This window comes from Alteromonas aestuariivivens, from assembly GCF_003367475.1.
In the GTDB taxonomy this organism is placed as follows: domain Bacteria; phylum Pseudomonadota; class Gammaproteobacteria; order Enterobacterales; family Alteromonadaceae; genus Alteromonas; species Alteromonas aestuariivivens.
Window position 1 is genome coordinate 166,816 of sequence record NZ_QRHA01000008.1, and the last position, 12,935, is coordinate 179,750.

At 49.9% G+C, this 12,935-nt stretch carries 12 protein-coding genes; 5 read left to right on the forward strand and 7 right to left on the reverse strand.

What is annotated here, in order from left to right:
• The first annotated feature begins 119 nt into the window (after positions 1-119).
• Positions 120-2,249 carry an exonuclease domain-containing protein gene (locus tag DXV75_RS12585; protein ID WP_115593765.1) on the forward strand — a complete coding sequence of 710 codons (2,130 nt, stop codon included), beginning with the start codon at positions 120-122 and terminating at the stop codon, positions 2,247-2,249.
• On the opposite strand, the gene DXV75_RS12590 is transcribed toward DXV75_RS12585, so the two are convergent.
• The 7 genes from DXV75_RS12590 to cutA all read right to left on the reverse strand — a co-directional run bounded on the left by DXV75_RS12590 (position 2,246) and on the right by cutA (position 9,034).
• Positions 2,246-3,337, reverse strand: a complete 1,092-nt coding sequence (locus DXV75_RS12590; RefSeq protein ID WP_115593766.1) for a Gfo/Idh/MocA family protein — start codon at positions 3,335-3,337, stop codon at positions 2,246-2,248. The two genes, DXV75_RS12585 and DXV75_RS12590, sit on opposite strands and share 4 nt — an antisense overlap.
• Before the next feature lie 321 nt (positions 3,338-3,658).
• Entirely contained in the window at positions 3,659-5,002 is a 1,344-nt protein-coding gene (accC, locus tag DXV75_RS12595; RefSeq protein WP_115593767.1) for an acetyl-CoA carboxylase biotin carboxylase subunit, read from the reverse strand.
• Between the two features lie 14 nt (positions 5,003-5,016).
• On the reverse strand, positions 5,017-5,472 hold the full coding sequence (gene accB, locus DXV75_RS12600; protein ID WP_115593768.1) for an acetyl-CoA carboxylase biotin carboxyl carrier protein: 456 nt from the start codon (positions 5,470-5,472) through the stop codon (positions 5,017-5,019).
• Between the two features lie 12 nt (positions 5,473-5,484).
• A complete protein-coding gene (aroQ, locus tag DXV75_RS12605) occupies positions 5,485-5,925 on the reverse strand; it encodes a type II 3-dehydroquinate dehydratase (RefSeq protein WP_115593769.1) in 441 nt (146 codons plus the stop codon).
• Between the two features lie 189 nt (positions 5,926-6,114).
• Positions 6,115-6,909 (reverse strand): M23 family metallopeptidase, encoded by a 795-nt coding sequence (locus DXV75_RS12610; RefSeq protein ID WP_245953206.1) that lies wholly within the window; start codon positions 6,907-6,909, stop codon positions 6,115-6,117.
• The gene (locus DXV75_RS12615) at positions 6,878-8,692 is read right to left on the reverse strand and encodes a protein-disulfide reductase DsbD (protein ID WP_115593770.1); all 1,815 of its coding nucleotides are present in this window, start codon (positions 8,690-8,692) and stop codon (positions 6,878-6,880) included. Before DXV75_RS12615 ends, DXV75_RS12610 begins: the two co-directional genes overlap by 32 nt.
• 15 nt (positions 8,693-8,707) lie before the next feature.
• The gene (cutA, locus tag DXV75_RS12620; RefSeq protein WP_115593771.1) at positions 8,708-9,034 is read right to left on the reverse strand and encodes a divalent-cation tolerance protein CutA; all 327 of its coding nucleotides are present in this window, start codon (positions 9,032-9,034) and stop codon (positions 8,708-8,710) included.
• A gap of 182 nt (positions 9,035-9,216) precedes the next feature.
• On the opposite strand from cutA, the gene DXV75_RS12625 reads away from it, so the two are divergent.
• The 4 genes from DXV75_RS12625 to DXV75_RS12640 all read left to right on the forward strand — a co-directional run bounded on the left by DXV75_RS12625 (position 9,217) and on the right by DXV75_RS12640 (position 12,813).
• Positions 9,217-9,696, forward strand: a complete 480-nt coding sequence (locus tag DXV75_RS12625) for an FxsA family protein (protein ID WP_115593772.1) — start codon at positions 9,217-9,219, stop codon at positions 9,694-9,696.
• A 239-nt stretch (positions 9,697-9,935) separates the two neighbouring features.
• On the forward strand, positions 9,936-10,226 hold the full coding sequence (locus DXV75_RS12630; RefSeq protein WP_115593773.1) for a co-chaperone GroES: 291 nt from the start codon (positions 9,936-9,938) through the stop codon (positions 10,224-10,226).
• A 35-nt stretch (positions 10,227-10,261) separates the two neighbouring features.
• Complete coding sequence (groL, locus tag DXV75_RS12635) at positions 10,262-11,896, forward strand: chaperonin GroEL (RefSeq protein WP_115593774.1); 1,635 nt, start codon at positions 10,262-10,264, stop codon at positions 11,894-11,896.
• A gap of 488 nt (positions 11,897-12,384) precedes the next feature.
• Positions 12,385-12,813 carry a hypothetical protein gene (locus DXV75_RS12640; RefSeq protein WP_115593775.1) on the forward strand — a complete coding sequence of 143 codons (429 nt, stop codon included), beginning with the start codon at positions 12,385-12,387 and terminating at the stop codon, positions 12,811-12,813.
• Positions 12,814-12,935: the final 122 nt, after the last annotated feature.

The following is a 12,935-nucleotide window of genomic DNA, read 5'->3' on the forward strand; positions in this document are numbered from 1 at the left end:
CAGGTTGCTGTGCTGATTAAATGGTCAAAATGACCTGCGTGGGGCGCAATCAATTCAGGCTTGAATAATTTAGCTGTATAAATATACACTGTCATTGATTGAGTTAAATGGGCCTTACGATGAAAAAAATTCTTCCTGAGCGTTACTATCTGGCCCATTTTCATGAGTTTTTAGCTTTCTTTGAGGGCCCCAGCAAGGCTCTGCTGGGTGAGCGGGAATTGCAGTTTATTCAGCAATTTCAAAAACTGAATGACGATTCCCAATGCATTATTGCCCGCGCAGCCAACCGTAAATACGCCATCATCAATCGCGAGCAGTTTAATTACGCGGAAATAAACCAACCTCAACAGCATATTGATGAACTGCGCGAAGCAGGCTGGCTTTCACCATTGCAACAGGCGCACATCAGAGATGTAGCGGGCGTGCTTACCAAAGCCGACTTGCTGGAATTGCTGACATACTATGAACCGTCCAAAGGCCTGTCGAGCTTAACAAAACCTGACTTGGCAGCCCGCCTGGAAAGCTGGGTGGTTCAGCAAGGATGGCCGGAGGAATTTCAGTCTGAACGTTTTTTCGTGCGGGCTTTTGATGATGTACTCAGGTTCTTGCTGTTTTTGTACTTTGGCCATACACGTGGCCGGCTAAACCAGTTTTCCATGCGGGATTTGGGCGTCATGCGCACCCGGGCTGATGCCAGCACGCCCCAGGCTCGATTCGAGTCGCACGAGCAGGCAATAGTGGCGTTTTACTACGCTTCCCGGATTGACGATTTACCCTGTCTCAACCTTTCTGAACTTGAAGCTTTGGCCCGTGCGGGCTTTCCTGAAGCAGATGGGCAAGCGGCTTTTATGCTCAGGAGCAGTTTTTTGTACAAACTGGCGCTGAAATTGTTGTCTGAGCAACGGGAGCTGGCCTTGGGGTTGTTGCTGCGGTCAGGCAGTGACGCTGCGCGGGAACGCTGGATCCGCGAGCGCTATAAAGACGGTCACCGGGATGAGGTGAAGGTTGCATTGGAGGCCATTCTGGATTCACCGGATTCAGAGAATCTGAGCGTGTTTGCAGAAGATTTTTATCAGCGCAAGTTCCACCAAAAGCGCACCAGCTTGCTGACAGACATGCTGCGAAGTGCCAGCCGTTCAGTGCAGCTGGATATCAGCCAGAACGACAACGTGGAACAAGCCGTGATTGGATGGTACAGGCGCCGTAATGTGGCAGCGTGGCGCACTGAAAATCGCCTGTGGCGCAGTTTGTTCGGGCTGACATTCTGGCCATTACTTTATGAAAAAAGTGCTCTGGTCAACGAATTTGACCGGCGTCCCGTGTGCCTGAAGGAAAATCGATTTTACGCGTCATACCGCAAAGAGATTGATGCACTGTTACAGCAATTCAGTAGCGCAGAGGCTCTGTTTGGGCATGTGAGTGCTGTGGCGGCCAGGCATTTTGGTAAGGTCAACAGCCTGTTCATGTGGAATTCTGATCTTTTGGAGTTGCTCGGGGTATTGCTCAAATACGCGCCCTACCCCGCTGTGAGCACTATTCTAAAGGCCATGAGTGAAGATTTTGACGGTTTGAGTGATGGCTTTCCGGATATTATGGTACTGGAAAACGAGCAGCTCAGGTTCGAAGAAATCAAAGCGCCCGGTGATCAAATTCGACGCAATCAGTGGGTTAGCATTCAAAAGCTTCAGCAGGCCGGGTTCTGCGTTCAGGTGACTCAGGTGGAGTGGGTGCGCGATCCTCTGCAACCTTACGTGGTGGTGGATATTGAGACCACCGGAGGGCAGAGCCGGTACCATCGCATTACCGAAATCGGCATGGTCAAACTGGTAGCCGGGCAGGAGGTAGCGCGCTGGCAGTCCCTGATCAACCCTCAGCGGCACATTCCAGCAGCGATAACCCGCCTTACGGGCATTGATAACAGCCTGGTGGAAGACGCTCCCGTATTTGCAGAAGTAGCCGATGAAATAGAAGAATTCACCCGTGATAGTGTGTTTGTGGCGCACAATGTGAACTTTGATTATGGTTTTATTAAACAGGAGTTTGCCCGGCTGGAGCGGGATTTTCGGCGCCCAAAATTATGTACCGTAAGAGAAATGCGTCGTGTGGAGCCCGGGTTGGCTTCCTACTCACTGGCAAACCTGACAGCGCATTTTAATATTCGCATGGAACGCCACCATCGTGCCCTTTCAGACGCACTGGCAGCGGCAGAATTGCTCAGGTATGCCCAGCAGCAGGAAACCTCGGGTTAGAGTGTTACCTTTTGGCCGCTGCTGGCTGACTGGAATATGGCATTGACGAGTTGAATGTCTTTCATGCCCTCCTCTCCCGGCACCCGGATTGGGCCTTGCCCTAGCAGGGCCAGAGCGTCATTGTCCATTTGCAGGGTTTGCTGCATACCGGATATGGCGCCAAAACGCTGCCCATTGCTGTTGGTGGCCGTTACTCCGGAATAGGATTGCATGGGAGACAACTCGTACCAGCCATCCTCGCAATCCACCCTCAGGCGATTGAAGCTTTTTACCACGCTGGTGCCGCAATCTGCGACCAGGCCGTTGGCAAATTCGAGGGTGAAATACGTGGTTTCGTCCACTTCGGTGAAAATATCTGCATGGGTTTTTTCGTGTCTGCCTGTAACCGCGACGGGTTCAAGGCCGGTAATAAACCGTGCTCCATTGATGGGATACACTCCCATATCGTAGAGGGCCCCACCGCCCATATTCTTTTTCATTCTCCAGTTGTTTGCCGGTAATCCATTGCCGCCGTAGCCTGCGAAACTGCTGACTGCCTTAATGGGGCCGAACGGTTGGTTTTTCGTGTACCCAGCCATCAATTGGGTATTAGGCTCGTGCTGCATACGGTAACCGACAGAGAGTTTAACCCCATTCTTCTTACATGCCTCTATGATGGCCTGACACTCACTGGTATTCATGGCCATCGGTTTTTCGCACCACACATGTTTGCCAGCGTTAGCCGCTTTTACAGCGTAATGCATATGTAAGCCTGTTGGCACCACCACATAGACAACGTCAATGTCGGGGTTGTCAGCAATTCGGTGCATATCGTCATAGCTGTAAACATTGGTGTCGGGGATGGCGTAACGGGCCTGCCAGCGTGGAATTTTTTCCTGGCTGCCGGTAACAATGCCGCGCAGTTCGCAGTAACGGGTATGCTCCAAAGCCGGGGCCAACAGGTTGCTGCTGTAGCCACCCAACCCCAGCAGCGCTACACCAATTTTTCGTGCAGGAAGTGGCGGTGTGGTTGCCCAGCCGGGCAACGCACTGGCAGCGAAGCCTGCGCTGAGTAAAGACAGAAACTGGCGTCGGCTGTTATCTGGCATGGCAGTCTCCTTGATAATAACAGGGGCCGGGGATACACCAAAAATGCAATAGAGAGTCTATACAGCGTAGGCGAGAATATTGGGTTACCACAACGCAGGGTTTAATTTAGCCGTGTTGAAGCCAGTCGAAGGGCAGGAAACGTTGAAAAAAAGAAAATGCATTTTTTTTAAACCTCGTGGCGCAATTGAGCGTAATCAATCATGCACCAATAAGTGTGTACGCGTTCTTGCTGTTTAGCCCGTCATGGAGATGGGCTTTTTTTTTGCGTGCAATAAAAAACCCGGAAAAATCCGGGTTCTGTTACAGCGAGTCTGGGATTGTCAGGACATGCCCAGTTTTTTCTCCAGATAGTGGATGTTGGTTCCACCAGCAGAGAAGTTTTCATCCGCCATTATTCTGCGCTGTAGCGGGATGTTGGTTTTAATACCATCAATAACCAACTCATCCAGCGCGTGGCGCATTCTGGCAATGGCTTCATCGCGGCTATCACCGTAAGTAATCAGCTTGCCAATCATCGAATCGTAATACGGTGGAACCGCATAACCCGCATAGATGTGGGATTCCCAACGTACTCCCAGTCCTCCCGGGGAATGAAACATGTCAATCAGACCGGGGCTTGGAATGAAGGTGTCCGGATCTTCAGCGTTGATTCGGCATTCGATGGCATGACCGCGAATCTGCACTTGTGACTGGTCAATTGATAGTGGTTGGCCCGCAGCAATACGCAATTGCTCCTTGATCAAATCGACACCGGTGATCATTTCCGACACCGGGTGCTCCACCTGAATACGGGTGTTCATTTCAATGAAATAGAATTCGCCGTTTTCGTACAGGAACTCAAACGTTCCGGCACCGCGATAACCAATTTCAATACAGGCTTTACGGCAGCGGTCGCCAATTTTATTGCGCATCTGTTCGGATACGCCCGGAGCCGGAGCCTCCTCGACCACCTTCTGGTGGCGACGCTGCATTGAGCAGTCACGTTCACCTAGGTGGATGGCATTGCCCTGGCCGTCAGCCAATACCTGAATTTCCACGTGGCGTGGATTTTCGAGGAATTTTTCCATATAAACAGTCGCGTTACCGAATGCCGCGCCGGCTTCGGCCTGCGTGGTTTCGATGGCCGTGATCAGCTCTTCCTCGCTGCGCACTACTCGCATACCGCGGCCACCGCCACCACCCGCTGCTTTAACGATAATCGGGTAGCCGATGCGCTTGGCAATGCTCTTGTTGCGCTCCGCATCGTCGGTCAGTGGCCCGTCAGAACCCGGAACACAGGGTACGCCAGCTTTCTTCATGGCATTAATTGCCGAAACTTTATCACCCATGAGGTTGATGGTTTCTGCCTTTGGACCGATGAAGATAAAGCCGCTCTTCTCTACTGCGTCAGCAAAGGCGGCATTTTCAGACAAAAATCCGTAACCTGGGTGAATGGCAACTGAGTTGGTTACCTCGGCTGCGGCAATGATGCGTGGAATATTCAGATAACTCTCAGTAGCCGAAGCGCCGCCAATACAGATGGATTCATCGGCGAGCAAAACGTGCTTGAGGTTTCTGTCGGCGGTGGAATGAACCGCGACGGTTTTGATGCCTAACTCTTTGCAGGCACGCAAAATTCGCAGTGCGATTTCACCCCGGTTAGCAATAAGAACCTTATCTAACATAACCCTCTGCTCGCTTATTCAATGATGAAAAGAGGCTGATCAAACTCTACCGGATCCTGATTTTCGACCAGAATTTCCTTGATGACCCCGTCTTTGTCAGACTCGATCTGGTTCATCATTTTCATGGCTTCAACAATACACAGGGTGTCACCCACTTTAACGCGCTGGCCGACATCAACGAACGGTTTGGATGTGGGTGAAGATGAACGGTAGAAAGTCCCTACCATTGGCGACTTCACGGTATGCCCGGCTGGCACTGTTGGTGCGGCCGGTTCAGCAGGCGCAGCCGGAGCCGGAGCCGCTACCGGGGCAGGAGCTGCGGGTGCCGCAAAGCTGTAGTTGAGAGGTGCTGATGCAGCAGAAGGACCACGGTGAATTCGAACTGACTCCTCACCCTCTGTGATCTCCAGTTCGGCAATGCCGGACTCTTCTACCAGTTCGATGAGTTTTTTAATTTTTCTGATATCCATGATAGGTCTCTGTTAGCTGTTCGGTTTGTGTAATTGGATTGCTGCGGTCAGCGCCAGTTGGTAGCCCAAGGCACCTACACCAACAATGATGCCAGCCGCAACGTCAGATAAATATGAATGATGTCGGAACGGCTCACGGGCGTGAACGTTCGACAAATGCACTTCAAAAAAAGGAATCGAAACGCTTAACAACGCGTCACGCAGTGCTACACTGGTGTGCGTGAAAGCACCGGGGTTAATGATGATGGCATCGATACTGCCCATGGATTCATGGATGCGATCGATCAGAGCGTGCTCAGCATTAGACTGAAAATGCGTTAACGTGACACCCTGTTGCTGAGCACACTGGCTCAGTTGGTCAACGATGTCGTTGAGCGTTTGGTGACCGTAGGTCGCCGGTTCGCGCTTGCCTAACATATTCAGGTTAGGGCCATTCAGTAACAAAATATTCATTAAAATGCTGCTATCTTCCGGTAACTGTAGGGTTAAATGTCATTTCAACAAAAAATGCATGCAGTTGCACGAAAAAAAGCCAGTTCGCACCGTGACTTTTCGATTTATTGCCCGATTATAGCGATTGAAATCTATTTAGCAGCAAAATACTGGTCTAATCAGGGGATTTCGCCGCAAAGTTCTTAAGGCCTATTTGGTGAAATCGAACGCTACTGATTCGTAGCTGCCATTGGGTTTGGCCCGATAAACGCCAAAATGCAAATGCGGCAGCGAAGAAAAACCGGTGTTGCCGGAATAGCCGATTAACTGGCCGATGGTAACTTGGTCGCCCCGTTCCACTTCTGCACCCTGGTTTTTGAGGTGAAAATATTCCCCGGTGGTACCGTCGTCGTGCAGAATAATGATGTAATTTGCATAGGGGGCATAGCGGCGACTTGGGCCGCCCTGGCGGTGTGACTCAACAACATCAATGACGGTTCCTGCCCGAGCCGCATAAACGGGAGTACCGACTGGGGCCGCAATATCGACGGAAAAGCGCGAACGGCCCTGATGGCTGTAGCCACCGTTGAAACCTTGCACAATGCGATACTGCTCTTTGGGCTGAAGCGGGTAGCGGTACTTTACTGCGTTGTTGTGAGTGGCGTTCAAAACACCTCCAGTCCATCTTACCCGCATGGTTTGCCAGAACGCCCTGGGGCTGACAGTGTGGCCAAGTACGTAAGCCTTATCTGTATTCAAAGCTGCGGTAAAGATGTGAGTGGGTTCGAGTGCCGATGAAAGCACGGTCACCACTACCGGGAAAGGCGCAACACGCCGAAGCTCAACCTGATGACCTTCTTTGTGTGGGTGTATCTCGATACAAAACCAGTCATCAAAACACCCGCTGGCGTGGGCTTTACAACCAATACACAGGCCGGCCAGCAGCATTGCCGCGGCCAGCCAGCACTTTCTGTTACTGCGGGTTGCCCAGCACCTGGTTAACATGTCGGCTGAAAGGTTCGGCGCGCATGAAGCCGGTTACTCTGGAGCCCTGAATTTCATTGCCCTGGGTATTGAAGAACAAAATGGTGGGCAGGCCAAGTACATCAAACTCTTCCTGAAATGCCAGATTGATGGGCGTGTTGTCAGTGAGGTCGATTTGCATCCATTCGGTATTTGCCAGTGCCTGGATCACGGCAGGTTCGGGAAAGGTGTATTTTTCAAATTCCTTACAGGCCACGCACCAGTCTGCATAAAGGTCTACCATCACTGATTTACCTTCTGCATTGGCGGCAGCCAGCTTTTGTTTAAAATCTTCAAGGCTTTTAACTACCGTAAATGTTGGGTGCGCCGCAGCATTCATTTGAGAGGTGCCAGTGGTGGTTGAGTGGGGCGCTGGCATCAGAGTGTGGTAGCCCAACATGGCGCTGGCGAACAGCCCAATGAAAATCGCCAGTGAGCGTACGCCTTTGGCCAGTGAGGTTTGGGTATCCTGGTTGATAACGCCGTAATAGGTGAATGTAGCCAGGCCCAGTGAAGCCCACAGAAGATAACTGTATTCGCTGTTCCAAAGCCGCTCGATAAAGAGAATCGCCACAGCCAGCATCATAAAGCCAAAGGTAACCTTAACCACATTCATCCAACTACCCGCTTTGGGTAACAGCTTGCCGCCGGTGATGCCGAATAAAATAAGCGGAATACCCATTCCCAAGCTCAGAACATACAGTGAAACGAAGCCCAGTACCATGTCGCCGGTTTGGGCGATAAACAGCAAAATGCCTGTTAACGGAGCCGTGGTGCACGGAGAAGCGACCAAGCCCGAAAGTACACCCATTACAAATACGCCCAACACATTGCCGCGTTTCTGATCGTTGCTTAACTGGTTAAGGCGCTCCTGCCATTTGGAAGGCAGCTGCAGTTCCCAGGCTCCAAACATGGCCATCGCCAGAACAACAAACAAGGCGATGAAAACACCCAGAATGTACGGATGCTGCAGTGCCGCCTGAAATTGCACCCCGGCCGAGGCAACCACAAGGCCCAACACCGAATAGGTTATGGCCATGCCCTGAACGTAGATGAATGAAAGCCAGAAAGCTTTGGATAGCTTGATTTCTTTACCCTGGCCAATCACGATGCCGGAAAGGATCGGATACATGGGGAACACACAAGGAGTAAAAGCCAGCCCAACACCCAATGCCAGAAACAGCAACAAGGTAATGAACAAGTTTTCTTTGTCGGCCAGGCGCGTGGCCAAATCGTATTGCTGAGACTGGCTTTGTGGCTCGCTTGCTGCTGTAACAACAGTTGCAGTCTCAATGCTGCTCCCGCCTTTGGAAACTGCAGACAGATAAACGACTTTGGTGGTTGGCGGATAGCACAGGCCGGCCTCGGCACAGCCCTGGTAGCGCACTTTTACAACGCCATCCTGAACGGATTCCTCAATAGGTACACTGAAGGTTACGGTGTGGTAGTACACTTCGGTGAGGCCGAAAAACTCATCTTCCTTCTGCTTGGCTTCAGGAAAGACGGGCTCGCCCAAGGTGGCATTTTTGGTTGCCAGTTTGAACTGGTGCTTGTACAGGTAGTAACTGTCTGCAATGTCGAAGGTGATTTCCAGCTTATTGCCCCGCTGTCTGAAGTCGAACATAAAGGCTTCGTCAACGTGCAGAAATTCCGGTTGATCGCTGAACAGGCTACCCAGGCTACTGTTGTCCAGTTGCGCCTGGCTTATTTGTGGCACCGTGAGTAGAAAGGCGGTAAGTAAAGCAAAACACGATTTCAGCATCATTCAACAGTTTCTCGACTACTTTGTTGGCTTCATTGTTTGGTTGGTTATCCATTCCAGGTAACCTTTGCTGCCGGAAGCGTTGTCCAGCACCAACCATTCAGGTTCTTCGTATGGGTGCATTTGTACCATTAACTGGTACGCCATTGCGACTTTGCCAGCAGTGGTTTTAATCAGTAACTGGCATTCCTGGTCAACCTCAACCTTGCCTTGCCAGCGATATACCGAAGTGACCCCGGGTACTATTTTCACGCAGGCCGCGGCCCGTTGCTCAACCAGTTGGTTTGCAATTAGCCGACCAACTTCCTGGTTGGGTACAGTGCAAAATATCAGACTGACTGCCATTACTGTTTCCTAAGACCGGAGGCATAAGAGTATTCTTTCAAATTCTGAGTGTACCAGATTAACCGGCTATCTTATTTGTTTGGGTATTTGTCCGATTTAATATCATGGAGCCTGTTTATCCTTGTGATCAGGCGTAATCTCCCCCATGTACACAAGTTATACAATAAAGAATTGAGGTGCCTGTGCGCGTATTGTTTCTTTTATTTGCTTTGTTGCCCATCCTTGAAATTGCCGTGCTGGTACATGTGGGCGGCATAATTGGTGGCTGGAATACCATCGCACTGGTATTGTTCACCGCCTTTATTGGCGCTTTTTTTGTACGTCAGGAGGGCCTGAGCACACTGCAAAGCGCCCAGCGAAAAATGCAGCGCAACGAAATTCCCGGCGGTGAAATGCTCGAAGGGCTAATGCTGGTTATAGCAGGGGTGCTACTGGTAACCCCCGGTTTTATCACTGACATCCTGGGCCTCTGCCTGGTATTGCCCCCCAGTCGCAAATGGATTGCCCGACATGCCGCCCGCCACATGAGTATGCGTGTGGTCACGGCCGCCCAATACCATCAACAACCTTCGTCGCAAGGATTCAAACGTTCTTCAGACAGCAATGTGATCGAGGGCGAATACACCGACAGGTCCGGCAACGACAACTCTCGGTTACGCTGAGTATTCTTTTTAAATGAGTCAGTTTTTCATGGGGTTAATACCCCACGGAAAAAAACACCAATTTTTTTGTGTTTTTTTCGTGCCAAACCCTTGAGATCACCAAGGGCGTGCCCCATTTAACCACGCAGAAAGATTTTACGGGCCGGCAACGGCTCTCATTAGGTACACGGCGAGCAATGAATGGCTCACCGGCAAATAACTAACTTTAAATATAGTTGGAATTTTCAGGAGACTTGAAAATGGCAATTCGTCCTTTACACGACCGCGTAATCATTAAGCGCGCAGAGCAAGAATCAAAATCTGCTGGCGGTATCGTACTGACCGGTTCTGCAGCAGAGAAATCTACGCGCGGTGAGGTCATCGCTGTGGGTAATGGTCGCATCCTTGAGAACGGCGACGTGAAAGCTCTGGATGTTAAGGTCGGCGACACCGTTATTTTCAACGACGGTTATGGCGTGAAAACAGAAAAGCTGGATGGTGAGGAAGTTCTGATCCTGAGCGAAAGCGACATCCTGGCAATCGTTGAGTAATCCAACCGTTTAACCGTATTAAGAGGAATTGAACAATGGCAGCTAAAGAAGTTCGTTTTGGTGATGACGCCCGCACAAAAATGCTTAAGGGCGTAAACATTCTGGCCAACGCAGTTAAAGTAACTTTGGGCCCTAAAGGCCGTAACGTAGTGCTGGATAAGTCTTTCGGCGCACCTACCATCACTAAAGATGGTGTTTCTGTAGCCAAAGAAATCGAGCTGGAAGACAAGTTCGAAAACATGGGCGCGCAGATGGTAAAAGAAGTGGCGTCCAAAGCTAACGACGAAGCAGGTGACGGAACTACCACTGCAACCGTACTGGCCCAGGCTATCGTAGTTGAAGGCCTGAAGTCTGTTGCTGCAGGCATGAACCCAATGGATCTGAAGCGCGGTATCGATAAAGCCGTAGCCGTTGCAGTTGAAGAACTGAAAGCTCTTTCTACCGAGTGTGCAGACAGCAAAGCGATTGCCCAGGTAGGTACTATTTCTGCAAACTCTGACTATGAAGTGGGCGAAATCATCGCCAACGCCATGGACAAAGTGGGCAAAGAGGGTGTTATCACTGTTGAAGAAGGCCAGGCTCTGCAAAACGAGCTGGAAGTGGTTGAAGGTATGCAGTTCGACCGCGGTTACCTGTCTCCATACTTCATCAACAACCAGGAAAATGGCACCGTTGAACTGGACAGCCCGTTCATCCTGTTGGCTGATAAGAAAATCTCCAACATCCGCGAATTGCTGCCTACTCTGGAAGGCGTAGCAAAAGCCGGTAAGCCTCTTCTGATCATCGCAGAAGACGTGGAAGGCGAAGCGCTGGCCACTCTGGTTGTTAACAACATGCGTGGTATTGTGAAAGTAGCAGCGGTTAAAGCACCTGGTTTCGGTGACCGCCGTAAAGCCATGTTGCAGGACATCGCTATTCTGACTGGTGGTACTGTAATCTCTGAAGAGATCGGTCTGGAGCTGGAAAAAGTTCAGTTGGAAGATTTGGGTACAGCCAAGCGCGTAGTAATCAACAAAGACAACACCACTGTAGTAGACGGAGCTGGTGACGAAGCGGCTATCGAAGCCCGCTGTGGCCAAATCCGTGGTCAAATCGAAGATTCAACTTCTGATTACGACAAAGAAAAACTGCAGGAGCGTCTGGCCAAGCTGTCTGGCGGTGTTGCAGTAATCAAGGTTGGTGCTGCTACTGAAGTTGAAATGAAAGAGAAGAAAGCTCGCGTTGAAGACGCGCTGCACGCAACTCGTGCTGCGGTTGAAGAAGGCGTGGTACCTGGTGGTGGTGTGGCTCTGGTTCGTGCGGCGGCGAAAATCGAAGCGCTGACTGGTGACAACGAAGATCAGACTCACGGTATCAAACTGGCACTGCGTGCGATGGAAGCACCTCTGCGTCAAATCGCCAGCAACGCTGGTGCAGAAGCTTCTGTAGTAGTTAACGCGGTTAAAGGCGGTACTGGTAACTACGGTTACAATGCCGGTAACGATACCTACGGCGACATGCTGGAAATGGGTATTCTTGACCCAACTAAAGTTACCCGCTCTGCTCTGCAGTTCGCGTCTTCAGTAGCCAGCCTGATGATCACTACCGAAGCCATGGTAGCTGAAGTGCCTAAAGATGAAGCTCCGGCCCCTGACATGGGCGGCATGGGCGGCATGGGCGGCATGATGTAATTTTGCCCCCATCTGCGAGCCCCTTGTAAATCAATGGGTTAGCCTTTTCCCTGAGACTTGTTGTGGTACGTTTTGTATCACGACAAGTCTCACAAATGTAGCACACATTTCCCTCTAAGATACTCCCAAATTCCATACGTTCCTCAGGCTTCCTGTACGCCTTTCTAACGACACTTTGAATTACTAAGACCTCAGTCCTCAATCATTGGATTGGTAATCGCTGTGCGCGTTGTAGTGCTCACAAAGATCAACTAGTTATCATTATCAAGTTAGCCTGTTTTATTAGTATAAAATTCTTATAAATCATAAAGTTATAACTGGTGCGATGACATGTTGGCATTATTTTTGCTGAGGGGGTGTGACTGAGGTATATTCAGGTTGGAATATAGCCGACATCAAGAGCGGATTTAATTGTGGGAGTAAAAATGAAAGTGTATTTGCATGATCTCAATACGCTTACAATTTAAATCGTAGTAAATGAGGCTAACATGACTGGTCCTGAGAAATGGCAATTCAATATAGATGCAATTAACTTGATACTTTCTGGCATCTTAGTATGCATAGCAATCGCAACCTTGATTTGCACTTTAAGAACCTTCTATGAAAATCGAAATTTCCAAAGCGGGCAGAAAAAGAGGCAGGCGCTATCAGATTTTAAGAAACTAAACATGGCTGGAAACATTGAATTTGAAGAAGGTATTATACATCTTCGTCAATTAATGGTTTCTAAGGTATTTCTTAGAAACTCTAAAGAACCGACAAGCCTAGTCGACTTGTACAGTCGCTACGAGGTTTATGAACTAGGTAATCAATTTGGTATTAAAAACTTAATTCATAACAGCAGGGAAGTAGCATCAAGTACTAACGTTGACGAATTAGAGTTACGCTTGCATCGCGATATTGAAAGGTCTCTGTAGTGGTCAAGTAATTTTGGCCACATCGTTGTAGCTATTCCAGTAACGTTTCTCCGATTCATTCGGTGTTAAACCACCGTTGTATGAATGCGGTCTCAGTCGGCTGTAATAGCCATGAATATAAT